This window comes from Streptomyces pristinaespiralis, from assembly GCF_001278075.1.
Classification (GTDB): domain Bacteria; phylum Actinomycetota; class Actinomycetes; order Streptomycetales; family Streptomycetaceae; genus Streptomyces; species Streptomyces pristinaespiralis.
Window position 1 is genome coordinate 6,619,001 of sequence record NZ_CP011340.1, and the last position, 22,923, is coordinate 6,641,923.

Here is a 22,923-nt window from a genome sequence, read left to right on the forward strand (position 1 = left end):
GGCGTGTTCCCGCCGGAGGAGAAGGCTAAGCAGCCGCGGTAGCGGGCTCGGGCGCGGTCCGCTCCGCCGCCGCCAGGTCGCGCCTCTCCCGCCGTACGAGAATCACCCAGCCGACGGGCACCGCCGCGGCGAACAGCCACCACTGCACGGCGTACGCCATGTGAGCGCCGATGGAGTCGTGGTCCGGGGTCGGGATCATCTCGGGGCTGCCGCCCGAGGGCTTCGGCGCCGTCTGCTCCAGATAGCCGCCGAGCACCTGCCGGTCCAGCAGCCGCGCCTGCTGCTCGCTGTTGATCAGCATCACCTGGCGGGGCGGCAGACCCTTCAGGTCCTTGATGCCGCTGGCGCCGGTCGTCTCGTCGGCCTTGAGCCGGCCGGTGACGGTCACGGTGCCCGAGGGGGCGGCGGGGACCTCGGGGAAAGCCTTCTGGTCGGCGGCGGCGGGGACCCAGCCACGGTTGACGAGGACGGCGCGGCCGTCGGCCAGTACCAGCGGGGTCAGCACGTGGAAGCCGACGCGGTCGTCGGCGTTGGTGCGGCGGCGGACGACCATCTCGTGGTCGGTGTCGAAGGTGCCGGTCGCGGTGATCTGCCGCCAGTAGTCCGAGCGCGGGACGGTGTGCCCGGGGGACGTGAGCTCCTCCATCGGCACCGGCTCCGCCTCGAGGTTCCGTGCGATCAGGGCGTTCTGCTCGACCCTGCGCTCGTGCCGGTGCAGCTGCCAGAAGCCCAGCTCGATCATCGTGGGGATGAGAACGAGGCCGATGAGGGTGAGGATCACCCACTGCCGGGACAACAGGAAGCGGTACACGGCTTCGACCGTACCTGCTCGGCGCGGGGCCTCGGACGGTGGGTCCCCGCCCGGGCCCCGGCCGGGCGCAGGTCACACCCTGTCGACGATGCCGGCCCTCCCCTCGGCGCGGGCGCAGTGGGCTCCGCAGTACCAGTGGCCCTCGGCCTCGACGCCCTGGCCGATGATCTGCACCCGGCAGTGCTCACAGATGGGGGCCATACGGTGGATCGCGCAGGAGAAGCAGTCGAAGACGTGCACCGCGCCCTGCGCGTGCACCTCGAAGGACATGCCGTAGTCGTTTCCGCAAACCTCACAACGTGCCATGCGCCACAGGGTGAAACGCTTCGGCGCCCCGGGCGAGCGGGCGGCGGGCGAGTCGCGCCCGGTTCACTCCGATGCGGGTGCCCGTCCGGCCTACGCCTCCGGCGCGGGGGCGACGTCCCGCAGCAGCTGGGTGAAGGCGCCCTCGTCGACGACCGGTGTGCCGTACGACGCGGCCTTGACGGTCTTCGACGTCGCCGAGTCAGGGTCGTTGGTCACCAGCAGGCTCGTGAGCCGGGACACGCTCGTGGCGACGTGCAGACCCGCCTCGACGGCCCGGTCCTCGAGCAGTTCACGCTCCACGGAGGTGTCGCCGGAGAAGGCGACCCGCATGCCCTGCACCAGCTGCCCGCCCGGCTCGTACCTCCCCGGGTTGGGGAACGGGCACGGCGGCCGCTTCCGCGAGGGCCGCCAGCTGCTGTGCCCGTACGACGACTGGTAGCCCACGCGCGGGGCCGCGGGAGCGTCCGACCACTCCGTCAGCGGCCGGCATTCGAGCAGCGGCAGCCGCACACCGTCACGGGCTGCGGTGTGCAGGCTCGGCCGGAACGCCTCCGCGAGCACACGGGCGTCGTCCAGGGCGTGGTGCGCACGCTGCTGCACGACGCCGTAGTGCGCCGCCAGCGACTCGAGCTTGTGGTTGGGCAGCGGGAGCCGCAGCTCCTTGGCGAGCGCGATGGTGCACAGCCGCTGCCGGGTCGGCGCAGCGCCCCGCGCACGCGCGTACTCCCTGGCGATCATGGACCAGTCGAAGGTGGCGTTGTGCGCGACCAGGACCCGGCCGTCGAGCCGCGCGGAGAGCTCGCCGGCGATGTCCCCGAACAGCGGGGCGCCTTCGAGCGCCTCGCTCGTCAGACCGTGGATCCACACCGGTCCGGGGTCCCGCTCCGGGTTGACCAGCGTGTACCAGTGGTCCTCGACGTTCCCGTGGGTGTCCAGGCGGTAGACGGCAGCCGACACTATCCGGTCGTCACGGGCGAGGCCGGTGGTCTCCACGTCGACGACCGCGTACCCCTGTGGGTACGCGGCCGGCCACGTCGTCGCTGCGGTCCTACGGTCGTCGAGCATGGTCACAGAGAATACGGGCAGGCACCGACACCCCTGGGCCGCCCCCACCGCCCCCGCGCCCGCGGTGTGGCTCCCCGTCCCCAACTTCCGTGCGTGAAAGGCTCCCCGGATGAGTGAAGCGACGGGCGGCGAACGTCACGACGAGGCGCCCACCGGTGGGCTCGGCACCCGCCTCAACTGGCTGCGCGCCGCCGTACTCGGGGCGAACGACGGCATCGTCTCGACGGCGGGCGTCGTCGTCGGAGTGGCCGGTGCGACGGACTCGCAACCGGCGCTGCTCACCGCCGGACTCGCCGGACTGCTCGCCGGTTCGATGTCGATGGCGGCAGGCGAATACGTGTCCGTCTCCACGCAGCGGGACTCCGAGATGGCCGCGCTGGCCGTGGAGAAGCGGGAGCTGAAGGAGCAGCCGGAGGCCGAACTGGACGAGCTGACCCGCATGCTGGCGGACCGCGGCCTGTCGGAGCAGGTGGCCAGGGAGGCCGCCGTACAGCTCACCGACCGGGACGCGCTGCGCGCGCACGCGCGGGTGGAACACGGCATCGACCCCGACCAGCTGGCCAACCCCTGGCACGCGGCGGTCGCCAGCTTCCTCGCGTTCACGGCCGGTGCGCTGCTGCCGCTGCTGGCCATCATGCTGCCGCCGGCATCCGCCCGCCTGTACGTCACGGTCCTCTCGGTGCTGGCGGCGCTGACGCTGACCGGCTGGTGGAGCGCCCGGCTGGGCGCCGCCGCGGCCGGGCCCGCCGTCCTGCGCAACGTGTGCGGCGGGGCGCTCGCCATGGCGGTGACGTACGCCGCCGGTTCGGCGCTCGACGCGGCGGGGGTCTGAGACGCTGTCAGGTCCTGACGCGCTTCACCTCGACGCGGTCGGGCGGGAAGCGGTCGAGGCCGACGACCGGGGTGTCGTCGGTGACCCTGATCCTCAGTCCGGGCATCGCGGCGAGCGGGGCGACGTCGACCGGCGCTCCGGACGGTGAGCACTGCGAGAGCTCCAGGGAGGTGAGCGCCGGCAGGTCGCGCAGCAGGCCGAGACCGTGCGGCAGTTCGCACCGCCAGAGGTACAGCCGCCGCAGCGTGGAGTGGCCGAGGAGCGGACGCGGGTCGAGGGGGTCGAGCTCGTACAGGCTCAGACTCGTCAGCGTGGGCGGCAGCGGCAGGCGCGAGAGCTGACGCAGCTGAGACTGGCCCGCGATCGACAACGTCTCCAGCAGCGGCCACCGCTCGATGCCCTCCAGGCTCACATAGCGGGTCTGGTGGTGGAGCCCGAGGTGGACGAGGCACGGTCCGACCGGCAGTTCCGCCAGGTTCTCGATGAGCAGGGGCTGCGAGAGCATCACGCTGCGCAGGTCGGGCATGTCCCGCAGGGGCTCGATCGAGACCTCCGGGTGGACTTCCCAGAGCGCGAGGTGTTCGAGTCCGGGCCGCGCCAGGGGCCGCAGGTCGCGCAGCTCGGGGCACCGGCTCAGACCGACCTCCGTGAGCCGCCGGAACGAAGCGAGCGGGGTGAGGTCGTCCACCACGCCGTTCTCGTAGAGGAACAGCCACTCGGGGTCCTCCACCGCCAGCAGCGGAGTGAGGTCGTGGTGGTCGCCCGCCACGTGCAGGCGCCGGGCCTTCGGTATGTGCCGCAGCGCGTGGAGCTGTTCGGGGGTCTGGACATGCAGGTACGAGGTGTCCCACGCACCGGCGGCCAGCACGTCCCTGGCGTACGACTCGGTGTCGAAGGAGCCCCACGCCGTCGACACCTGGAACGCGACGGACAGGCGTGCGTCCTCCCGGAACCGCGCGGCCACCTCGAACGCGGCGTCCCCTTTGATCAGGGCCGCCGTGCGCACCACGGCCGCCGCCGTGTACTCCTCCAGGTCCTCAGGGCCGGGCAGCAGTTCCAGCACCAGCTCGCCGACCTTGGCCAGCTGCGCCGCGTCCTCCTGGGTGCGCGGGGGCAGCAGTTCCTGCGTGCGTGACTGCACCGTCGCGCGGATCTCCGGGTCCAGCTCCGGGGCGTGCTCCAGACAGGCCGCGGCGAGCAGCACCAGACGGTGCCGGTGGCGCTGCGCCCGGTCGGCGCGGCGTAACAGCTGCCGCAGCAGCCGGGCCCGTTCCTCGACGCGGGCGTGGCCGACGGCCATCTGCACCACGTCGTCCCACTGGTCGTCGTGCGCGTTCTGCACCAGGACCCCGAAGTCGCGGGCCTCCACCGCCGCCTTGGCGCCCAGATAGTCCTAAAACGTCCGGTGTACGAAGTCCACGGCCCCCGGGCGGGGTTCACGCAGCAGCCCGCTCCTGATGAGCAGATGGGAGAACACCTGCTCGGGGCTGCCCTGCACCTGCGGCATGGCGGCCAGCCACTCGGCCACCATCTCCACCGCCTCGGCGCGCTCGGCCTCCACCTGCCCGTTGCGGATGAGCCAGTACGCCAGCCGCTGCAACAGCGCCGTCTGCTCCTCACGCGTCAGGTCGACGCCCTCCACACCGACGATCTCCCGCTCGGTGTCCCGCCGCACCAGAAGCATGTCCAGGGCGGCGTCGTACAGCTCCTTGCGGGCGCGCGGCAGTTGCATCCTGCGGTCCCGGTTCAGCGCGCACAGCAGGGCGCACATCAGCGGGTTGGTGGCCAGCCTGCCCAGATCACGGCGGGTGGAGACGGCCTTGCGCAGGGACGTCTCGTAGGTGTCCAGCTGGGCGCGTTCCGCCGGGGCCAGGCACTCCTGACGGGCGGCCTCGTGCCAGTGGCCGATGAACGAGCGGATGTCGTCGCGTTCCATCGGCAGCAGGGAGTGCCCGACGAATCCCTGGCGGGACAGCCAGTCCTCCGGGACGGCCGACGGCCGGGTCGTCACCACGTACCGGGCGTCCGGATAGGCGGCGATCAGCGACTTCAGCCAGTTCTCCGTGCGGAGCCGCTGCCGTGAGGGGATCTCGTCCACCCCGTCGACCAGGATCAGCGCCCGGCCGTCCGTCAGCAGCTTCTCGGTCCAGCCGGCCGGTGCCTCACCGTGCAGCGGGACCCCCGCCGCTCGCAGGAAGGCGTCCGGCATCGGCAGCGTGTCGGACGAGGTGAAGGCGCGCAGCCGCAACAGGAAGGGCACGCACCGGTTCCAGTCCTCCAGGTCCTTGCCGAAGCTGCGCCGGGCGGCGTTCAGCGCGAGCCACTGCACCAGGGTGCTCTTGCCCGAGCCGGCGGGGCCGCGCAGGACGAGCCGGTCGGCAGAGGAGAGGATCTGCTCCGCCTTCACGGCGACCTGTCCGGTCCGGGGGAGGCCGAAACCCTCCTGGTGGGGCCCGTCCCCGCTGACCGCCAGGGAGATGTACGCCGTGTCCAGCGGCCACTCGCTGCCCGATCTGCCGAGCGTGAGCCCGAACAGCTCCAGACGCCCGTGGGTCTCGGCCACATAGTCCGCGTACCGTTCCTCGAAGCTGAGGGCCAGCGCCTCCGGACGAGGGCCCAGCCGGTCCCTGACGTCCTCGACGAGCGCTTCGGTGCGGCCCGCCCGGCGGGTCTGCTCCACCGCCGCCCGTGCCATGAACGACTGGTCGGCGGTCAGCTTCTCGACCATGTGCGCGCAGCACAGCCGCAGCAGTTCGTCGTAGAGTTCCACGCCCCGCTCGGCCAGGCCGGCCGCCGGGTCCCGCAGCGTCCGGAACAGCCGCTCCGGGTCGAGGTCGAGCGCGAACAGCCGGTCGGGAGTGACCGTACCGGCGGTCTGGACGGTGTCCCGTACCGCCTCGACGGCGGCCTCGCGCTCGTGGTCGGGCAGGTCGGCGTACGGGTCGGAGAGCCGGCCCGCGAGCTTCCTCGCCACCGGGGCGGGGTCCGGCCTGGGGAGCGGCGCGGCCCGGCGGCCCGTCACCAGGCCCGCCCCGGGACGGGTGGCGATCAGCGACTTGACGACGGTCACGGCCAGCGTCCCGGCCAGCCGCAGGACGACGACTTCCAACCCCTGCAATGGAGTTCCTCCCCGTGAGTCCACCGGCCACCGGATCGTACGGTCCGCGCTCGGTGTCGCGCCGGTCATCAGTGCATGCCCGTGGTGCGGACGGGCCTACCCTCACCGGGCGAAGACGGCCACGGGTGTGCGCAGGCTGCCCGAAACCCGCCCCGACGGTGCCGGGCGGGGACCCGTGCACCGCACTGGGGCCACGTCACGCCGGGGCGGCCTGCCACCTCGGCGCGTCCGTCCCCCAGAACCCGGGCGGGCGCGCCCAGCCGGCCGGCCCGCCGTCGTAGCCGACTGCCGGAACGGCGTGACGCAGGCGGCCCATGGGACTGTCCCGCTCGGTGAGCCACCGCTCGGCGTCGTACGCCGCAGGGTCCCCCTCCGGGCCTTTGACGAGTCCCCCGGTCAGCCAGGCCGCCGTCTGTGTGAGAGCGGCCTCCACCAGCCGGGTTCCGCCCGCGCCGTGCTGTTCGGTCAGCGCGCGCAGCACCCCGGCGGCCAGCAGGTACCCGGTGCCGTGGTCGAGGGCCTGGGCGGGCAGCGTCCCCGGGTGGCCTGCGTCGCCCTCGGTGACGGCGATCCCAGTGGCCGCCTGGACCAGGCTGTCGAAACCGCGCCGCCCGGCCCACGGCCCGTACGTGCCCCAGGCCGAAAGCCGGGCCACGACCAGGCCCGGACGGCGCTCGGCCAGCGCCTGCGGAGAGAGACCGAACCGGTCGAGGGCGCCGGGCCGGTAGCCGGTCACCACCACGTCGGCCAGGGTCAGCAGTTCCTCGAACGTGGCACGGTCCGAGGCCGCGGACAGGTCGAGCCGGGCGGACCGTTTCCCCGAGCCGGTGTCGTTGTGGGCGTCCTGGCTCTCCGGCAGGTGCGGGGAGTCGATCCGCAGCACGTCGGCACCGAGCAGCGCGAGCGTCCGCGTGGCGACCGGTCCGGCCAGCACCCGGGTCAGGTCCAGCACGCGCAGCCCCGAACAGGGAAGCGCCGCCCGGCCGTTCGCGGCAGGCGCCGGGCAGTCGTCACCGAGCCGCTCCACGCGCAGCAGTCGGCGCCCTGCGGCGGCCACGCCCTGCGGGTGCTTCGCCCATTCGTCCCCGCTGCGCATGGCGACGGCCAGTCCGCCCGCCGCGTACACGCTCTCCTCGACATCCACGGCCCGGCGTCCGCCGATCGCGTCGGCGGCCTCCTCCACGCCGGTGTCCTCTGGCAGGGCCAGCGCGTCGAGCAACCGCGCCCGGTGGTGCGGGTAGTTGGCGTGCGTACGCACCCACCCGTCCGCGGCGCGCCAGAAGCGGGACAGCGGCGCGAAGGTGGTCGGCGCCGTGCCGTCCACCCGCACCAGCCTGTCACTGAGGAACGCCGTCGACACCGCACCGTCGTCGACGGCCACGGAGGGGACCGGACCACCGCCGCGCCGTGCCGACAGTTCGGCGGCGGCGAGGGAGCAGACCGCGACGGTGGCGCGCGCCAGCTCCATGACCGGCAGCCGTGAGGGCAGCGAGCCGTCGCCCTCGTGGACGACACGGTCGAGCAGAGCAGGATCGCCATCCAGGGCGGCCCATGCCTGGGCGGTGCCACGGGAGGGGAGATCGAGGGACGAGTGGGTCATGCACCCACTATGGCACCGGGTGCCACAACGCAAGGAGCCCGGTGCGGATCATTGATCGCGCACCGGGCCCCTCACAGACCGCTAGCGGCGGACCGCGTCCAGGGCGTCGGTGACGCCCGTGCCGTAGAAGCCGTTGTCGCGCTCGTCGCCCTCGCACACCGCGTCAACGGTGCCGTTGCCGTCGATGTCGTACGGGTTGGTGCACGCCGTGTCGTCGGCCTGCGCGTACAGCAGACCCTTGACCAGGGCCGGCGGTGCGTACGGGTGGGTCGACTTGATCAGCGCCGCCACGCCCGCGACGTGCGGGGAGGCCATCGACGTACCGGCCTTGTAGCCGTAGCCGCCCGGAACCGTGGACAGGATCCGGCCGTCGACCGCCGGCGCGTCCGGCGTCTGGTAGCGCGTCGAGTCGCCGCCGGGGGCGGAGATGTCGATCACGCCGTCGCCGTAGTTGGAGTACGAGGCCTTCAGGCCTTTCGCACCCAGCGCGGAGACCGTGACGACACCCGGGATCTGGGTCGGGATGTCGAGGCACTCGCGCGGGTTGATGACGCGCTCGACCGGGGTGGTGTCGTTCGGGCTCGTGGTGTCGGTGAGCTCGTCCGCCGCCAGGTCCATGCGGGAGTTGCCGGCCGCGGCGACGTTCACCGCACCCTTGCCCTCCGCGTAGCGGGTGGCGCGGGAGACGGCCTCGACGAGCGCCTTCTGGTCCGCGTCGTTCTTGCAGTTGAACAGCCACGGGTCGGTGTAGTAGCTGTTGTTGGTCACGTCGACGCCGTGCTCCGCCGCCCACACGAAGCCGCAGACGACGGCCTCGGTGTAGAAGAAGCCGTCGGGCTGCGAGACCTTGATGCCGGAGACCTTCACGCCCGGCGCGACGCCGGTGACGCCGACACCGTTCTTCGCCGCGGCGATCGTGCCCGCGACGTGGGTGCCGTGGTCGGACTCGGTCGGACCCGGACGCCAGGCGCCGTCCGCCGTGTTCGGCACGCCGCCCACGCAGCTGACGGAGGCCTCGCGGTCGAAGTTCGGCGCGAGGTCCGGGTGCGTGTCGTCGACACCCGTGTCGATGACCGCGACCGTGACCTTGTCACTGCCGAGCGTCTTCTGGTGCGCCTTGTCGGCCTTGATGGCCGGGAGGTCCCACTGCAGGGGCTCCAGCGGGTCCTGGCCGGAGGACGCCACCGCGGCGGAGGCCTTCGCCTCGTCGGCGGTGAGCGGACGCTCCGACTCGATGGCCATGTCGGCCGAGGGCGCCAGAGGCGCGGTGCGCGTGGCACCGGCCGACGCCACGCCCCGCACACCGCGGATGGTGGTGGCGAAGTCCGGGTTCTGCGAGTGGACGACGATGACGCCTATCTGGTCGTAGGACATCACCACCGTTCCGCCGGCCTTGGCTATGGCCTTCTTGACCGACTTTGCGGTGCCGTGACCGCCCTTCACGTTCACGACGTACGACAGCTTCGGTCCGTCCGCCTGGACCGCGGCGAGTACGTCGTCGACCGGCGCCGCCGTAGCGGCCCCCGCGGGCAGGAAGCCGAGCGAGGCCGTGAGCGCCAGACCGGCGGGCAGCGCGAGTGCGCGGCGCCGTCTGGATCCCAGATGAGCCATGGGTTCTCCACATCATCCGTGACAACCGCCCAGACACCCCTGTGCGAATGGGCGGGTACATGACGAGCGAAGCTATCGCTGATCAAGGTCCGGATTCAATGAGTTCGCGAAGGAAGTACAGAAGAAAAAGACCACGGCTGAACCAGTTCGCCGCGTGCTCCGTGCCGTTGTCAGGGAGTGGAGCAACATCGAACCCTCCCTGCCAGTGACATCCCCGAGTCCATCCCCACCGCACCCGCGTCGCGAGGAGATTCCGTGACCACCGATGCACCGCCGCCCGAGCGCGGTACGCAGACCAGCACCGTCCAGCCCACGACCGAGTCGTTCGTGCAGGTGCAGCAGAGTACGGAATTCGGCGAACTGCGCCGCACATACCGTTCCTTCGCCTTCCCCCTGACCATCGCGTTCATCGCCTGGTACCTGCTCTACGTCCTGCTCTCCAACTACGCCGGCGGCTTCATGGGCACGAAGCTCTTCGGCAACATCAACGTCGCTCTGGTCTTCGGCCTCGCGCAGTTCCTGACCACCTTCCTCATCGCCTGGTTCTACTCACGGCACGCCGCCGCGAAGCTCGACCCGAAGGCCGAGGCCATCAAGTCCCGTATGGAGGCCGACGCATGAGCCCCGTCCTGCACCTCGCGGCCTCGAGCGCCACGACCGAGCACCGGCCGCTGATCATCACGCTCTTCGCGGCCTTCGTCGTCGCGACGCTGTTCATCACCGTCTGGGCCGGCCGGCAGACCAAGGACGCCGCCGACTTCTACGCGGGCGGACGCCAGTTCACCGGCTTCCAGAACGGCCTCGCCATCTCGGGCGACTACATGTCGGCCGCCTCGTTCCTCGGCATCGCCGGCGCCATCGCCCTCTTCGGTTACGACGGCTTCCTCTACTCGATCGGCTTCCTGGTCGCCTGGCTCGTCGCCCTGCTGCTGGTCGCCGAACCGCTGCGCAACTCCGGCCGCTACACGATGGGCGACGTCCTCGCCTACCGGATGCGCCAGCGGCCGGTCCGTACCGCCGCGGGCGTCTCCACCATCGTCGTCTCGATCTTCTACCTGCTCGCGCAGATGGCGGGCGCGGGCATCCTCGTCTCGCTGCTGCTCGGCATCACCAGCGACGGCGGAAAGATCGCGATCGTCGCCCTCGTCGGTCTGCTGATGATCGTCTATGTGACCATCGGCGGGATGAAGGGCACCACCTGGGTGCAGATGGTCAAGGCCGTCCTGCTCATCGCGGGCACCCTGCTCATCACGTTCCTGGTGCTGTGGAAGTTCAACTTCAACATCTCCGACCTGCTCGGAGAGGCGGCCAGGAACAGCGAGGTCGGACAGAAGGGCAACCCCGACGCCTTCCTCGAGCCCGGCCTCAAGTACGGCGTCGACGGTATGACGAAGCTCGACTTCCTCTCCCTCGGCATCGCGCTCGTCCTCGGCACCGCCGGACTCCCGCACATCCTGATCCGCTTCTACACGGTGCCCACCGCCAAGGCCGCCCGTAAGTCCGTCAACTGGGCCATCGGCATCATCGGCGCGTTCTACCTGATGACGATCGCGCTCGGCTTCGGCGCGGCGGCCCTGGTCGGACCCGCGGAGATCAAGGCGTCCAACCCGGCGGGCAACACCGCGGCCCCGCTGCTCGCCCTGCACATCGGAGGAGTCGACTCCGCGTGGGGCGCGATCCTGCTCGCCGTGATCTCGGCCGTCGCCTTCGCCACCATCCTCGCCGTCGTCGCCGGACTCACGCTGGCCTCCTCGTCGTCGTTCGCGCACGACATCTACGCCAACGTCATCCGCAGGGGACAGGCCACGGAGAAGGAGGAGGTCCGCGCCGCGCGCTGGGCGACCGTCTTCATCGGCATCGTGTCCATCGCCCTCGGCGCGCTCGCCCGCGACCTGAACGTGGCCGGCCTCGTCGCCCTCGCCTTCGCGGTCGCCGCCTCCGCCAACCTGCCCACGATCCTCTACAGCCTGTTCTGGAAGAGGTTCACCACCCAGGGCGCCCTGTGGTCCATCTACGGAGGCCTCGCCTCCTCGGTGTTCCTGGTGCTGTTCTCGCCGGTCGTCTCCGGCAGCCCGTCCGCGATGTTCCCGAGCGTCGACTTCGCCTGGTTCCCGCTGTCCAACCCGGGCCTCATCTCCATCCCGCTGGGCTTCCTGCTCGGCTGGCTGGGCTCGGTCCTGACCAAGGAGAAGCCCGACGCGGGCAAGTACGCCGAGCTCGAGGTCAAGTCCCTCACCGGCATCGGCGCCCACTGAGAGGAAAACGACACACGCATGTCAGCGGCCGCGTCGTAGGGTCCTACGACGCGGCCCTGCCGTACCTCGTGCCAATCGGCCCCTGGTGTTGTCGGCGACGTCGCGTAGGCTCGAAACCGTCGGATCCGCGAATTGGGGGAGGGGGCCCACAGTGCTCATCGACACCTACGGCCGAGTGGCCACTGACCTGCGCGTTTCTCTGACCGACCGGTGCAATCTGCGGTGTACGTACTGCATGCCGGAAGAGGGCCTCCAGTGGCTGGCCAAGCCCGATCTGCTCACCGATGACGAAATCGTCCGCCTCATCCGTATCGCCGTCACCGATCTCGGCATCACCGAGGTGCGCTTCACCGGCGGGGAGCCGCTGCTGCGTCCGGGGCTGGTCGGCATCGTCGAGCGCTGCGCCGCCCTCGAGGTACGCCCCAAGATGTCCCTCACCACCAACGGCATCGGTCTCAAGCGCACCGCCGCGGCCCTCAAGGCCGCCGGCCTCGACCGGGTCAACGTCTCCCTGGACACCCTGCGGCCCGACGTCTTCAAGACGCTCACCCGCCGGGACCGCCACCACGATGTCCTCGACGGCCTGGAAGCCGCCCGCGCCGCCGGCCTGACCCCGGTCAAGGTCAACGCCGTCCTGATGCCCGGCTTGAACGACGACGAGGCCCCCGACCTGCTCGCCTGGGCCGTGGAACACGACTACGAGATGCGCTTCATCGAGCAGATGCCGCTCGACGCACAGCACGGCTGGAAGCGCGACGGCATGATCACCGCAGGCGACATCCTCCAGTCGCTGCGGACGCGCTTCACCCTCACCCCCGAGGGCGACGCCGCGCGCGGATCCGCGCCGGCGGAGCGGTGGCTCGTCGACGGCGGCCCGCAGCGGGTCGGCGTCATCGCCTCCGTCACCCGACCGTTCTGCCGGGCCTGTGACCGGACCCGGCTCACCGCCGACGGCCAGGTGCGCACCTGCCTCTTCGCCACCGAGGAGACCGACCTGCGGGCGGCGCTGCGCTCGGAGGCGCCCGACGAGGAGATCGCACGCATCTGGCGGCTGGCGATGTGGGGCAAGAAGGCCGGATCCGGTCTCGACGACCCGTCGTTCCTTCAGCCGGAGCGGCCCATGTCAGCCATCGGCGGCTGACCCGGACCCGGCACCCCGCTGCCACTCCTCCAGGGTCACGACGTCCTTCAGGAAACCGCGCACCCCGAGGAACTGGGAGAGGTGCTCGCGGTGCTCCTCGCACGCCAGCCACGTCTTGCGGCGGTCCGGAGTGTGCAGTTTCGGGTTGTTCCAGGCGAGGACCCAGACGGCGCCGGTACGGCAGCCCTTGGCCGAACAGATCGGGGTTTCGTCACTCACCGGAAGAATCACGGGATCATTGTCCCAGCATGGCGACGCCGAGCAGCCACGGGGGGAGCTGCCCGGCGTCGGTCCGTCGCTCCGACGGGGGATGCGGAGCGCGTACGCAGTATGTCACGGGGGACCGGGTGCGGTGCACCGGAACTTCATGATTGATCTGAGCTTTTCTTGAGCTTCGCGGGCCCGCCACCACCGCCGGTGATCAGCGCTGCCCGGCCCCCGGACGGTCCTCCTGGAAGGGCTCCGCCCCGGGCTCCGGTTCCGCGTCCTGCCGTCCGGGCCCGGCCTCCACGGCCGGCAGGACCGGCGGCTCGACGAAGGTCGACGGGAGCGAAGGGGCGTTCTCCCGCCCCGCGTTGGCGATGACGACGGAGATGTACGGCAGCAGCACACCCAGCGCCAGCGCCACGATCGCCACATGGCGTTCCACGTTCCACAGGACCGCCGCGAGGATCACAGCGACGGTCCTGATCGACATCGAGATCACATAGCGCCGCTGCCTGCCGCGGACATCGTCGGCGAGGCCCTGCCGTGCGCCGGTGATCCGGAAGACCTCGGTCCCACCGTGCTTCCGCATCGTGCTCCACCACCCGATTTCCCCGCGCCGGACCTTCGGCGGAAATTCCCCTGCTCCGATCCTCCACGGTACGCCTGGGCTGCGCCGCATACGAGAGCGGGGCCGCCCCACGCCTGCGTGCCCGGCCTGCGCAGACACACGTACGGCTGACCCGACATGCGCCGTACGGCCCACGGGCCGAGACTGGCGACGTAACTGCTCACGCAGGGCCGTACAAGGAGGCAGCCATGGGCTGGTTGTGGGCGATCATCGTGGGATTCGTGCTGGGCCTGCTCGCGAAAGCGATCATCCCAGGAAAACAGCACAGTCCGCTGTGGCTGACCACCATCTTCGGCATCATCGGCGCCATCATCGGCAACGCCGTCGCTCGTGGTTTCGGCATCGAGGAGACCAGGGGCATCGACTGGGGCCGTCACGCGCTGCAGCTCGCGGCCGCCATCGTGATCGTCTTCCTGGGCGACATGGCCTACAGCGCCGTCCGCGGCAAGAAACAGCATCACGCCTGACGACGCCCGTGGCCGGGTGGGCGATCACGCCCACCCGGCCACGGCATGTCCTGCTCGGGTCAGCCGGCCGCGACCTCGACCGCCGCCAGGTTCTTCTTGCCCCGGCGCAGCACCAGCCAGCGGCCGTGCAGCAGCTCGTCGGCGGTCACCACCGCGTCCTCCGCGGTCACCTTCACGTTGTTCACGTAGGCGCCGCCCTCCTTCACCGTGCGACGGGCGGCGGACTTGCTCGGCGCCAGACCGACCTCGGTGAACAGGTCGACCACCGGCAGCAGCTCGCCGACCCGCGCGTGCGGCAGCTCGGCGAGCGCGGCACGCAGGGTCGCCTCGTCCAGGTCCGCCAGCTCGCCCTGACCGAACAGCGCCCGGGAGGCGTTGATCACCGCGGCGCACTGGTCCGCGCCGTGCACCAGCGTCGTCAGCTCCTCCGCCAGCGCACGCTGCGCGGCCCGTGCCTGCGGCCGCTCCTCGGTCTGCTTCTCCAGCTCCTCGAGCTCCTCACGGCTCTTGAAGCTGAGGACCCGCATGTAGCGGGAGATGTCCCGGTCGTCCGTGTTCAGCCAGAACTGGTAGAACGCGTACGGCGTCGTCATCTCCGGGTCGAGCCAGAGCGTGCCGGTCTCCGACTTGCCGAACTTGGTGCCGTCCGCCTTGGTCATCAGCGGCGTGGCCAGGGCGTGCACCTCGGCGTCCGGCTCCAGCCGGTGGATCAGGTCCAGGCCCGCGGTCAGGTTGCCCCACTGGTCGCTGCCGCCCTGCTGCATGGTGCAGCCGTGGCGGCGGTACAGCTCCAGGAAGTCCATGCCCTGCAGCAGCTGGTAGCTGAACTCCGTGTAGCTGATGCCCTGCTCGGACTCCAGGCGCCGGGCGACCGAGTCCTTGGTGAGCATCTTGTTTACGCGGAAGTGCTTGCCGATGTCCCTCAGGAACTCGATCGCGGACATGCCGGCGGTCCAGTCCAGGTTGTTCACCATGACCGCGGCGTTGTCGCCCTCGAAGGACAGGTACGGCTCGATCTGCGAACGCAGCCGGTCGACCCACTGCGCGATCGTCTCCGGATCGTTCAGTGTCCGCTCCGCGGTCGGCCGCGGGTCACCGATCTGCCCCGTCGCCCCGCCGACCAGCGCGAGCGGGCGGTGCCCGGCCTGCTGGAGCCGGCGGATGGTGAGCACCTGCACCAGGTGACCGACGTGCAGGCTCGCCGCGGTGGGGTCGAAGCCGCAATAGAACGTGACAGGACCGTCCGCGAGAGCCTTGCGCAGGGCCTCTTCGTCGGTGGACTGGGCCATCAGCCCGCGCCACTTCAGCTCGTCGACGATGTCCGTCACGGTGTCGTGTCTCCTCGGAACAGTGGAAACCCCGCTGGGTGGTAGCAGGGCGCTACCACCCAGTCTATTGGTGACCGCGGCCCGGTCCGACCGGATATCCGGCGCTCAGACGCCCTTGCTCACCGAACTCATGTTGAAGTCCGGCACCCGGAGCGCGGGCATCGAGGCCCGGGTGAACCAGTCGCCCCACTCGCGGGGCAGCGTCTTCTCGCTCCGTCCGGCCTCCGACGCCCGCGAGAGCAGATCGACGGGCGACTCGTTGAAGCGGAAGTTGTTGACCTCCCCGACGACCTCGCCGTTCTCCACCCGGTACACGCCGTCCCTGGTCAGACCGGTCAGCAGCAGCGTCGCCGGGTCGACCTCGCGGATGTACCAGAGGCACGTCAGCAGCAGACCGCTGGCGGTGCCGGCCACCATCTCCTCCAGGCTGCGCTCACCGCCGCCGTCCAGGATGAGGTTCCCCGCGCCGGGCGCCACCGGCAGTCCGGTCAGCCCGGCGCTGTGCCGGGTGGTCACCAGACGGTCCAGCTTTCCGTCCCGCACCCAGTCCGTCGCCGTGATCGGCAGACCGTTGTCGAACACGGAGGCGTCGTCGCCGGAGGAGTGCGCGATCACGAACGGGGCCGACTCGAGACCCGGCTCGTGCGGGTCGCTGCGCAGGGTCAGCGGAAGGGAGGACAGCTTCTCCCCGACACGGGTGCCGCCGCCCGGCCTGGAGAAGACCGTACGGCCCTCCGCCGCGTCGCGGGCCGCGGACGACCACAGCTGGTAGATCAGCAGGTCGGCCACCGCGGTGGGCGGCAGCAGCGTCTCGTACCGGCCGGCGGGCAGCTCGGTCCTGCGCTGCGCCCACACCAGTCGCCGCGCCAGCTCGGCGTCCATGACGGCCGGGTCGACGTCCTTGAAGTCCCGGGTGGAGCGGCCCGCCCATGCCGAGCGCGTACGGTCCGGGGACTTGGCGTTCAGCTCGAGGGTGCCGTTCGGCTGGTCGTGCCGCAGCCGCAGCCCGGTGGAGGTGCCCACATAGGTGGAGGTCATCTCGTGGTTGGCGAAGCCGTACAGCTCGCGGCCGCCGGCCCGGGCCCGGGCGAAGGCCTCGCCGAGGGCGGGTGCGAAGTCGGCGAACACGGCGGAGCCGGTCTCGGCGGGCGCGTCCGTGAAGTCGGGGGACGCGGGGGTGCCCTCGACCAGCGGCTGGGCGTCCTCCGCGGGACCGGCGCCGCGGGCGGCCGCCTCGGCGGCGCGCACCAGCGGCTCGAGGTCGGCGGCGGTCACGGCGGACCGGGACACCACACCGGAGGCGGTTCCCTCGGCGCCGTCGACGGTCGCGATGACGGTGAGGGTGCGGCCGCGGGTGACGCCGTTGGTGGTCAGGGCGTTGCCGGCCCAGCGCAGATTGGCGGACGACTCCTCGTCGGCGATGACGACGCAGCCGTCCGCGGTGGACATCTCGAGAGCCCGCTCGACGATCTCGTGCGGCTTGGTCGTACGGGGGCTCATCGGCCGGCCTCCTGCGTCGTGTCGAGACTGTGCTTTCCCGGGGGACGACCCCCGGACCCCCGGCAGGGGTTCCCGTGTGCGGCCCGCTCGCTCATCGGCCCGCCTCCTGCGTGGTGTTGAGGATGTTGACGCCCCGGAAGAGGGCGGAGGGGCAGCCGTGGGAGACCGCGGCGACCTGGCCCGGCTGGGCCTTTCCGCAGTTGAACGCGCCGCCCAGCACGTACGTCCGGGGGCCGCCGACCTGCTCCATGGAGCCCCAGAACTCGGTGGTCGTCGCCTGGTACGCGACGTCCCGGAGCTGTCCGGCCAGCCGGCCGTTCTCGATCCGGAAGAACCGCTGCCCGGTGAACTGGAAGTTGTAGCGCTGCATGTCGATCGACCACGACCGGTCGCCGACCACGTAGATCCCGCGCTCGACCCCACCGATCAGGTCCTCCGTCGACAGGCCGCCCGGATCGGGGCGGAGCGACACGTTCGCCATCCGCTGCACCGGGACGTGCGCGGGGGAGTCGGCGTAGGCGCAGCCGTTGGAGCGGCCGAGGTTCGTCAGCTTCGCGATCCGCCGGTCCAGCTGGTAGCCGACGAGCGTGCCGTCCTTGACCAGGTCCCAGCTCTGCGCCTCGACGCCCTCGTCGTCGTACCCGATGGTCGCCAGCCCGTGCTCGGCCGTGCGGTCGCCGGTCACGTTCATCACGGACGAGCCGTACGTGAGCTTCCCCAGCTGGTCGAAGGTCGCGAACGAGGTCCCCGCGTACGCCGCCTCGTAGCCGAGCGCCCGGTCCAGCTCGGTGGCGTGGCCGATCGACTCGTGGATCGTCAGCCACAGGTTCGACGGGTCGACCACGAGGTCGTAGCGGCCGGATTCGACGCTCGGCGCGCGCATCTTCTCCGCGAGCAGGCCCGGGATCTCCTCCAGCTCCGAGTCCCAGTCCCAGCCCGTCCCGGTCAGGTACTCCCAGCCGCGGCCGGCCGGCGGCGCGATCGTGCGCATCGAGTCGAACTCGCCGCTGGTGCCGTCGACGGCGACCGCGGTGAGCTGCGGGTGCAGCCGGACCCGCTGCTGGGTGGTGACGGTGCCGGCCGTGTCCGCGTAGAACTTGTTCTCGTGGACGGTGAGCAGCGACGCGTCCACGTGCGCCACGCCGTCCGCCCGCAGCAACCGGCCGCTGAAATCGGCGAGCAGCGCGGTCTTCTCCTCGTCGGGCACCTCGAAGGGGTCGATCTCGTACGAGGAGATCCACGTCCTGTCCGAGTGCACCGGCTCGTCCGCCAGCTCCACCCGCTCGTCGGACCCGGCCGCCGCGATCACCTTCGCCGACAGCTTCGCCATCGCCACCGCCTGGCCCGCGACCCGTGCCGCGGCGTCCATGGTGAGATCCACCCCGGAGGCGAAGCCCCACGCACCGCCGTGGACGACGCGCACGGCGTACCCGAGGTCGGTGGTGTCGGAGGAGCCGGCGAGCTTGGCGTCACGCAGCCGCCAGGAAGCACTGCGCACGCGCTCGAGACGGAAGTCGGCGTGCTCGGCGCCGAGCGCGCGGGCCCGGGCGAGTGCCGCGTCGGCGAGCGCCCGCAGCGGCAGCGCCGTGAAGGCTTCGTCGATGGAATGAGGCACGGATGTCTCCTGTCGTCGCGACGGGTCGCCCCGATCATGTCGCGCCGGGGGGCCTGTTGCCCAGCCGGTTGTGAAGGATGCCGCGCGGCCCTCTTCTGTAGGGACCCGACAGTGACTGATCTGCGGCGCTGTCAGGGACCGATTCCCCGTACGGCGGACCGGACCGATAGGTTTTCGGGTAGTCGCCTGGCTGCCAGGTGCTCCAGACCACTGACGAAAGGGTGATCCGTTGAGCCGCTCGGTTCTCGTCACCGGAGGAAACCGGGGCATCGGCCTCGCCATCGCCCGCGCTTTCGCCGAGAACGGCGACAAGGTCGCCATCACCTACCGCTCGGGCGAGCCGCCCGCCGAGCTCGTCGAGGCGGGTGTGCTGCCCGTCCGCTGCGACATCACCGACGCCGAGCAGGTGGAGCAGGCCTACAAGGAGATCGAGGAGAAGCACGGCAACGTGGAGGTGCTGGTCGCCAACGCCGGCATCACCAAGGACCAGCTTCTGATGCGGATGTCGGAGGACGACTTCACCTCCGTCCTCGACACCAACCTCACCGGCACCTTCCGGGTCGTCAAGCGCGCCAACCGCGGCATGCTGCGCGCCAAGAAGGGCCGTGTCGTGCTGATCTCCTCCGTCGTCGGGCTGCTGGGCTCGGCGGGCCAGGCCAACTACGCCGCCTCGAAGGCCGGCCTGGTGGGCTTCGCCCGCTCCCTGGCCCGTGAGCTCGGCTCGCGGAACATCACTTTCAACGTCGTCGCACCCGGATTTGTCGACACCGACATGACGCAGGTGCTCACCGACGAGCAGCGCGCGGGCATCGTCTCGCAGGTGCCGCTCGGCCGTTACGCGAAGCCGGAGGAGATCGCCGCCGCCGTGCGCTTCCTGGCCTCCGACGACGCCTCGTACATCACTGGAGCCGTCATCCCCGTTGACGGCGGATTGGGCATGGGTCACTGATCACATGAGCGGAATTCTCGAGGGCAAGCGCGTCCTGATCACCGGTGTGCTGATGGAGTCCTCCATCGCCTTCCACACCGCCAAGGTGGCCCAGGAGCAGGGCGCGGAGATCATCCTCACCGCCTTCCCGCGGCCCACCCTGACCGAGCGCATCGCCAAGAAGCTCCCCAGGCCCGCGAAGGTCATCGAGCTCGACGTCACCAACGACGAGCACCTGGCCCGCCTCGAGGGCATCGTGCGCGAGGAGCTCGGCGGTCTGGACGGTGTCGTCCACTCGATCGGCTTCGCCCCGCAGGACGCCCTCGGCGGCAACTTCCTCAACACGCCCTTCGAGTCGGTGTCGACCGCGATGCACGTCTCCGCGTTCTCGCTGAAGTCCCTGACGATGGCCTGCCTGCCGCTGATGCAGAACGGCGGCTCGGTCGTCGGTCTGACCTTCGACGCGCAGTTCGCCTGGCCGCAGTACGACTGGATGGGCCCGGCGAAGGCCGCTCTCGAGGCCACCAGCCGCTACCTGGCCCGGGACCTCGGCAAGCAGAACGTGCGCTGCAACCTGATCTCCGCCGGTCCGCTCGGCTCGATGGCCGCCAAGTCCATCCCCGGCTTCTCCGACCTCGCGAAGGTGTGGGACGAGCGCTCCCCGCTCGAGTGGGACATGGCCGACCCCGAGCCGGCCGGCCGCGGTGTCGTCGCGCTGCTCTCGGACTTCTTCCCGAAGACCACCGGCGAGATCGTCCACGTCGACGGCGGCGTGCACATCATGGGTGCCTGACCAGCACATACGGACACCGGGGACGCCCCGCCGACCGCCTCGCGCGGTGGGCGGGGCGTCCCCCGTTCGGCCCAGCGGCGGGGCGGTCGGCCGCGAGGGCGGCGATGCTGGAGGAGCACATCTTCCTTGTGGTGCTGTTGCGGCGCGTGCGCCGTAGCCCGGCCGAGGAGGTCCTGCTCGTGCGTACGAAATGGCGCAACGCCTCCGCCCTGGCCGCCGCGACGGTGCTGGTGTGGGGGACGACCTGCACCGCCCTTCACTTCCGTCAGGAGACGCAGGACCCCCGACCGGCGCCGCCGCCGTCCTACCAGGCACGGTGCAGCACCGTCGTGGCAGGCTCCCGGGTCACCGCCTACTGCCACAACCCCTATCCCGCCGCCGATCGCGTGCGGCTGCACGTCGAGTGCGACCGCTGGTGGGACGTCGACGCGGACACCTCCCCGGTCCTGCTCCGCCCGGCCGAGTACGGGGAACTGACCGGGCGCTGCTGGAAGGAGATCCGCTCGGTGTGGATCAGCCACCAGCCGCCGCGGGCCGACGCAGGCACATGAACGGGTAGCCGGCGGCCTCCGAGGCCGCCGCGTCGCCGTCGCCCGCGCGGATCGCCTCGACCATCCGCGCGTGGTCCATGTGGTGCTCGGGGCGCAGTTCCTGGCCGATGTCCTCGCGCAGCCAGTCGCGCAGCAGGTCCCCGAGGTCGGCGTAGAGACCGGTCAGCACCTCGTTGTGGGAGGCGGCCACCACGGCGAGGTGGAACGTCGCGTCGGCGGCCACGAACGCCTCCGCCACGCCGGACGCCCATGCCTCCTCGCGCCGCGCGAGGAGTGCGTCCAACTGCTTGAGGTCGCGCTCGGTGCGCCGCTCGGCGGCCAGCCTCGCAGCGGACGACTCCATGGTGGAACGCAGCTCGGCGATGTGCCGGGGGTCGGCGTCGGCGAACCGCCGGTGCATGACGCCCGCGAGCTCGCTGGTGGCCAGCACGTACGTCCCCGACCCCTGACGGATGTCGAGCAGCCCGTTGTGGGCGAGTGCCCGCACCGCCTCGCGGACGGTGTTGCGGGCCACGCCGAGCTGTTCGACGAGTTCCGGCTCCGTCGGGATCCGTGAACCCACCGGCCACTCGCCCGAGGTGATCTGGTTCCGCAACTGGGCGATCACCTGGTCGGACAGTGCGGAACGCCGGGGAGAGGACAGCGCCATGGTGCTCCTTGTCGTGAAGGCGTCCGCCCGACGCCCTCTGGGGCGGCCGGCGGCCGAGGTGTCGTCCAGGATTGGACAACCAATCATCCCATGATTCTATGATGGGCCAATGCCTGACGAGACCCGCACACTGAGCTCCGCCACGTCGGCCCCTGCTCCCCAGGATTCTGCCGCCCGCACGGGCCCCGTGTGGATCACCCGGCTCGTCCTCGTCGGCATCGTCCTCGCCGCACTCAACCTGCGCCCCGCCATCACCAGCCTCGGAGCCCTGCTCGAAGAGGCTCGGACCGGGCTGCACATGAGCGGCAGCGTCGCCGGGATGCTCACCTCCGTGCCGCCGCTCTGCTTCGCCCTCTTCGGCACCGCGGCACCCCGCCTCGCCCGCCGCTTCGGACCCGGCGCCGTCCTTTGTGCCGGAATGGCGGCCATCGCGACCGGGCTCGTCGTACGGCCCTTCGCCGGCGGCACGGCCGGGTTCCTCGCCGCCAGCGCGCTCGCCCTGATGGGCATCGCCGTCAGCAACGTGCTGATGCCCGTGATCGTCAAGCGCTACTTCCCCGGCCGGGTCGGCTCCATGACCGGCCTCTACTCGATGGCGCTGGCGCTCGGCACGTCGGTCGCCGCGGCCGCGACCGTGCCCATCACGAGCGCGCTGGGCGGCAGTTGGCGGGTCGGCCTCGCCGTGTGGGCGGCGCTGGCGGCCGTCGCCGTACTGCCCTGGCTGGGACTGGTGCGCGACCGCGACCGCGAGGACGGCACGGGGCGAACGGCGGAGGGGGACGCGCCCGCCCCCGCCCCGCGGATCACACGCAGCCCCACCGCCTGGGCGCTGGCCTGCTTCTTCGGGCTCCAGGCGACCGGGGCGTACATCACCATGGGCTGGATGCCGCAGATCTTCCGTGACGCCGGTGTCTCCCCGCAGACCGCCGGTGTGCTGCTGGCCGTCACCATGGTCATGGGCGTGCCGCTGGCCTTCGTCATCCCGCGCCTGGCGACCCGGCTGAGCCGGCAGGGACCCATCGCCGTAGGCCTCGGCCTGTGCGGCCTCACCGGCTATCTGGGGCTCCTGCTGGCACCGGCGGCGGGCGCGTGGGCCTGGGCGCTGCTGCTGGGCATCTCCAACTGCTCGTTCCCGCTGGCACTCACCATGATCGGCATGCGGTCGAGGACCGGCGCGGGCGTCGTGCGGCTCTCCGCGTTCGTCCAGTCGACCGGCTACCTGATCTCCATCCCCGGGCCCCTCCTGGTCGGCGTGCTCTACCAGCACAGCGGCGGCTGGGGCCTGCCGATCGGACTGATGGCAGCCCTTCTCGTGCCCCAGATCGCCATGGGCGTCCTCGCCGGCAGGGACCGGACGATCGAGGACGAGACCGGGGTGCGAGACTGAGACCATGCCAGTGCTCGACCCGAACCCCCAGAACGGCCAGAAGAAGCTCCTCGGGATCTTCGGCCTGATCCTGCTCATCGGCGTGGTCATCTCGATCATCGCCACGATCGCCGCCCCCTGACCCGCTCCCG

At 71.2% G+C, this 22,923-nt stretch carries 23 protein-coding genes; 10 read left to right on the top strand and 13 right to left on the bottom strand.

Annotation, left to right across the window (positions count from 1 at the left end; all coding sequences use genetic code 11):
* Window positions 1-25 precede the first annotated feature (25 nt).
* From SPRI_RS28270 to SPRI_RS28280, 3 genes are all read right to left on the bottom strand, one after another.
* Complete coding sequence (locus SPRI_RS28270; protein WP_005319128.1) at window positions 26-811, bottom strand: SURF1 family cytochrome oxidase biogenesis protein; 786 nt, start codon at window positions 809-811, stop codon at window positions 26-28.
* A gap of 72 nt (window positions 812-883) precedes the next feature.
* Window positions 884-1,117, bottom strand: coding sequence for a hypothetical protein (locus tag SPRI_RS28275; RefSeq protein ID WP_005319131.1), 234 nt, complete (start codon window positions 1,115-1,117; stop codon window positions 884-886).
* A 90-nt stretch (window positions 1,118-1,207) separates the two neighbouring features.
* A complete protein-coding gene (locus SPRI_RS28280; RefSeq protein ID WP_053557455.1) occupies window positions 1,208-2,182 on the bottom strand; it encodes a DEDDh family exonuclease in 975 nt (324 codons plus the stop codon).
* A gap of 109 nt (window positions 2,183-2,291) precedes the next feature.
* On the opposite strand from SPRI_RS28280, the gene SPRI_RS28285 reads away from it, so the two are divergent.
* Window positions 2,292-3,014: a VIT1/CCC1 transporter family protein gene (locus SPRI_RS28285; protein WP_005319132.1), complete on the top strand. Its 723-nt coding sequence runs from the start codon at window positions 2,292-2,294 to the stop codon at window positions 3,012-3,014.
* Between the two features lie 7 nt (window positions 3,015-3,021).
* Here the strand turns inward: SPRI_RS28285 and SPRI_RS39890 are convergent, their stop codons facing one another.
* The 4 genes from SPRI_RS39890 to SPRI_RS28300 all read right to left on the bottom strand — a co-directional run bounded on the left by SPRI_RS39890 (window position 3,022) and on the right by SPRI_RS28300 (window position 9,343).
* Window positions 3,022-4,383, bottom strand: a complete 1,362-nt coding sequence (locus SPRI_RS39890) for a hypothetical protein (RefSeq protein ID WP_310650499.1) — start codon at window positions 4,381-4,383, stop codon at window positions 3,022-3,024.
* A 24-nt stretch (window positions 4,384-4,407) separates the two neighbouring features.
* Window positions 4,408-6,132, bottom strand: a complete 1,725-nt coding sequence (locus SPRI_RS39895) for an NACHT domain-containing protein (RefSeq protein ID WP_310650498.1) — start codon at window positions 6,130-6,132, stop codon at window positions 4,408-4,410.
* Window positions 6,133-6,328: 196 nt separating this feature from the next.
* Complete coding sequence (locus SPRI_RS28295) at window positions 6,329-7,732, bottom strand: CoA transferase (protein WP_050791593.1); 1,404 nt, start codon at window positions 7,730-7,732, stop codon at window positions 6,329-6,331.
* Window positions 7,733-7,813: 81 nt separating this feature from the next.
* Window positions 7,814-9,343: a S8 family peptidase gene (locus SPRI_RS28300; protein ID WP_005319136.1), complete on the bottom strand. Its 1,530-nt coding sequence runs from the start codon at window positions 9,341-9,343 to the stop codon at window positions 7,814-7,816.
* Between the two features lie 255 nt (window positions 9,344-9,598).
* On the opposite strand from SPRI_RS28300, the gene SPRI_RS28305 reads away from it, so the two are divergent.
* The 3 genes from SPRI_RS28305 to moaA all read left to right on the top strand — a co-directional run bounded on the left by SPRI_RS28305 (window position 9,599) and on the right by moaA (window position 12,739).
* Window positions 9,599-9,964, top strand: coding sequence for a DUF485 domain-containing protein (locus tag SPRI_RS28305; protein ID WP_005319137.1), 366 nt, complete (start codon window positions 9,599-9,601; stop codon window positions 9,962-9,964).
* Entirely contained in the window at window positions 9,961-11,598 is a 1,638-nt protein-coding gene (locus tag SPRI_RS28310; RefSeq protein ID WP_005319139.1) for a solute symporter family protein, read from the top strand. Before SPRI_RS28305 ends, SPRI_RS28310 begins: the two co-directional genes overlap by 4 nt.
* A gap of 151 nt (window positions 11,599-11,749) precedes the next feature.
* Entirely contained in the window at window positions 11,750-12,739 is a 990-nt protein-coding gene (moaA, locus tag SPRI_RS28315) for a GTP 3',8-cyclase MoaA (RefSeq protein WP_037775049.1), read from the top strand.
* Here moaA and SPRI_RS28320 read toward each other — a convergent pair.
* On the bottom strand, window positions 12,722-12,958 hold the full coding sequence (locus tag SPRI_RS28320; RefSeq protein ID WP_037775050.1) for a hypothetical protein: 237 nt from the start codon (window positions 12,956-12,958) through the stop codon (window positions 12,722-12,724). The two genes, moaA and SPRI_RS28320, sit on opposite strands and share 18 nt — an antisense overlap.
* Window positions 12,959-13,160: 202 nt before the next feature.
* Window positions 13,161-13,535: a DUF3099 domain-containing protein gene (locus SPRI_RS28325; RefSeq protein WP_037775052.1), complete on the bottom strand. Its 375-nt coding sequence runs from the start codon at window positions 13,533-13,535 to the stop codon at window positions 13,161-13,163.
* Between the two features lie 227 nt (window positions 13,536-13,762).
* Between SPRI_RS28325 and SPRI_RS28330 the strand changes: the two genes are divergently transcribed.
* Window positions 13,763-14,041: a GlsB/YeaQ/YmgE family stress response membrane protein gene (locus SPRI_RS28330; RefSeq protein ID WP_005319146.1), complete on the top strand. Its 279-nt coding sequence runs from the start codon at window positions 13,763-13,765 to the stop codon at window positions 14,039-14,041.
* A 59-nt stretch (window positions 14,042-14,100) separates the two neighbouring features.
* Here SPRI_RS28330 and tyrS read toward each other — a convergent pair whose 3' ends face one another.
* From tyrS to SPRI_RS28345, 3 genes are all read right to left on the bottom strand, one after another.
* Window positions 14,101-15,369 (bottom strand): tyrosine--tRNA ligase, encoded by a 1,269-nt coding sequence (gene tyrS, locus SPRI_RS28335; protein ID WP_053557456.1) that lies wholly within the window; start codon window positions 15,367-15,369, stop codon window positions 14,101-14,103.
* Window positions 15,370-15,474: 105 nt separating this feature from the next.
* Window positions 15,475-16,869 carry a metallopeptidase TldD-related protein gene (locus tag SPRI_RS28340; protein ID WP_053557457.1) on the bottom strand — a complete coding sequence of 465 codons (1,395 nt, stop codon included), beginning with the start codon at window positions 16,867-16,869 and terminating at the stop codon, window positions 15,475-15,477.
* A gap of 91 nt (window positions 16,870-16,960) precedes the next feature.
* On the bottom strand, window positions 16,961-18,484 hold the full coding sequence (locus tag SPRI_RS28345) for a TldD/PmbA family protein (RefSeq protein ID WP_005319148.1): 1,524 nt from the start codon (window positions 18,482-18,484) through the stop codon (window positions 16,961-16,963).
* Between the two features lie 229 nt (window positions 18,485-18,713).
* Here SPRI_RS28345 and fabG point away from each other — a divergent pair, with 229 nt between their 5' ends.
* From fabG to SPRI_RS28360, 3 genes are all read left to right on the top strand, one after another.
* Window positions 18,714-19,433: a 3-oxoacyl-[acyl-carrier-protein] reductase gene (gene fabG / locus SPRI_RS28350; RefSeq protein WP_005319149.1), complete on the top strand. Its 720-nt coding sequence runs from the start codon at window positions 18,714-18,716 to the stop codon at window positions 19,431-19,433.
* A 4-nt stretch (window positions 19,434-19,437) separates the two neighbouring features.
* Window positions 19,438-20,205: an enoyl-ACP reductase FabI gene (gene fabI / locus SPRI_RS28355; protein ID WP_005319150.1), complete on the top strand. Its 768-nt coding sequence runs from the start codon at window positions 19,438-19,440 to the stop codon at window positions 20,203-20,205.
* 104 nt (window positions 20,206-20,309) lie between these two features.
* Window positions 20,310-20,756, top strand: coding sequence for a hypothetical protein (locus tag SPRI_RS28360; RefSeq protein WP_234020437.1), 447 nt, complete (start codon window positions 20,310-20,312; stop codon window positions 20,754-20,756).
* On the opposite strand, the gene SPRI_RS28365 is transcribed toward SPRI_RS28360, so the two are convergent.
* On the bottom strand, window positions 20,719-21,405 hold the full coding sequence (locus SPRI_RS28365) for a FadR/GntR family transcriptional regulator (protein ID WP_005319151.1): 687 nt from the start codon (window positions 21,403-21,405) through the stop codon (window positions 20,719-20,721). The genes SPRI_RS28360 and SPRI_RS28365 overlap by 38 nt on opposite strands.
* 109 nt (window positions 21,406-21,514) lie before the next feature.
* Here SPRI_RS28365 and SPRI_RS28370 point away from each other — a divergent pair, with 109 nt between their 5' ends.
* A complete protein-coding gene (locus SPRI_RS28370; RefSeq protein WP_005319152.1) occupies window positions 21,515-22,792 on the top strand; it encodes a CynX/NimT family MFS transporter in 1,278 nt (425 codons plus the stop codon).
* Between the two features lie 4 nt (window positions 22,793-22,796).
* The gene (locus SPRI_RS39790) at window positions 22,797-22,913 is read left to right on the top strand and encodes an SGM_5486 family transporter-associated protein (RefSeq protein WP_086025608.1); all 117 of its coding nucleotides are present in this window, start codon (window positions 22,797-22,799) and stop codon (window positions 22,911-22,913) included.
* Window positions 22,914-22,923: the final 10 nt, after the last annotated feature.

What these genes read in the sequence shown, in the direction of transcription:
- SPRI_RS28275 (WP_005319131.1), bottom strand. Translation starts at nt 1,117, where the DNA reads ATGGCACGTTGTGAGGTTTGCGGAAACGACTACGGCATGTCCTTCGAG.
- SPRI_RS28280 (WP_053557455.1), bottom strand. Translation starts at nt 2,182, where the DNA reads ATGCTCGACGACCGTAGGACCGCAGCGACGACGTGGCCGGCCGCGTAC.
- SPRI_RS28285 (WP_005319132.1), top strand. Translation starts at nt 2,292, where the DNA reads ATGAGTGAAGCGACGGGCGGCGAACGTCACGACGAGGCGCCCACCGGT.
- SPRI_RS28295 (WP_050791593.1), bottom strand. Translation starts at nt 7,732, where the DNA reads ATGACCCACTCGTCCCTCGATCTCCCCTCCCGTGGCACCGCCCAGGCA.
- SPRI_RS28300 (WP_005319136.1), bottom strand. Translation starts at nt 9,343, where the DNA reads ATGGCTCATCTGGGATCCAGACGGCGCCGCGCACTCGCGCTGCCCGCC.
- SPRI_RS28310 (WP_005319139.1), top strand. Translation starts at nt 9,961, where the DNA reads ATGAGCCCCGTCCTGCACCTCGCGGCCTCGAGCGCCACGACCGAGCAC.
- SPRI_RS28325 (WP_037775052.1), bottom strand. Translation starts at nt 13,535, where the DNA reads ATGCGGAAGCACGGTGGGACCGAGGTCTTCCGGATCACCGGCGCACGG.
- SPRI_RS28330 (WP_005319146.1), top strand. Translation starts at nt 13,763, where the DNA reads ATGGGCTGGTTGTGGGCGATCATCGTGGGATTCGTGCTGGGCCTGCTC.
- SPRI_RS28340 (WP_053557457.1), bottom strand. Translation starts at nt 16,869, where the DNA reads ATGAGCCCCCGTACGACCAAGCCGCACGAGATCGTCGAGCGGGCTCTC.
- fabI (WP_005319150.1), top strand. Translation starts at nt 19,438, where the DNA reads ATGAGCGGAATTCTCGAGGGCAAGCGCGTCCTGATCACCGGTGTGCTG.
- SPRI_RS28360 (WP_234020437.1), top strand. Translation starts at nt 20,310, where the DNA reads ATGCTGGAGGAGCACATCTTCCTTGTGGTGCTGTTGCGGCGCGTGCGC.
- SPRI_RS28365 (WP_005319151.1), bottom strand. Translation starts at nt 21,405, where the DNA reads ATGGCGCTGTCCTCTCCCCGGCGTTCCGCACTGTCCGACCAGGTGATC.
- SPRI_RS28370 (WP_005319152.1), top strand. Translation starts at nt 21,515, where the DNA reads ATGCCTGACGAGACCCGCACACTGAGCTCCGCCACGTCGGCCCCTGCT.
- SPRI_RS39790 (WP_086025608.1), top strand. Translation starts at nt 22,797, where the DNA reads ATGCCAGTGCTCGACCCGAACCCCCAGAACGGCCAGAAGAAGCTCCTC.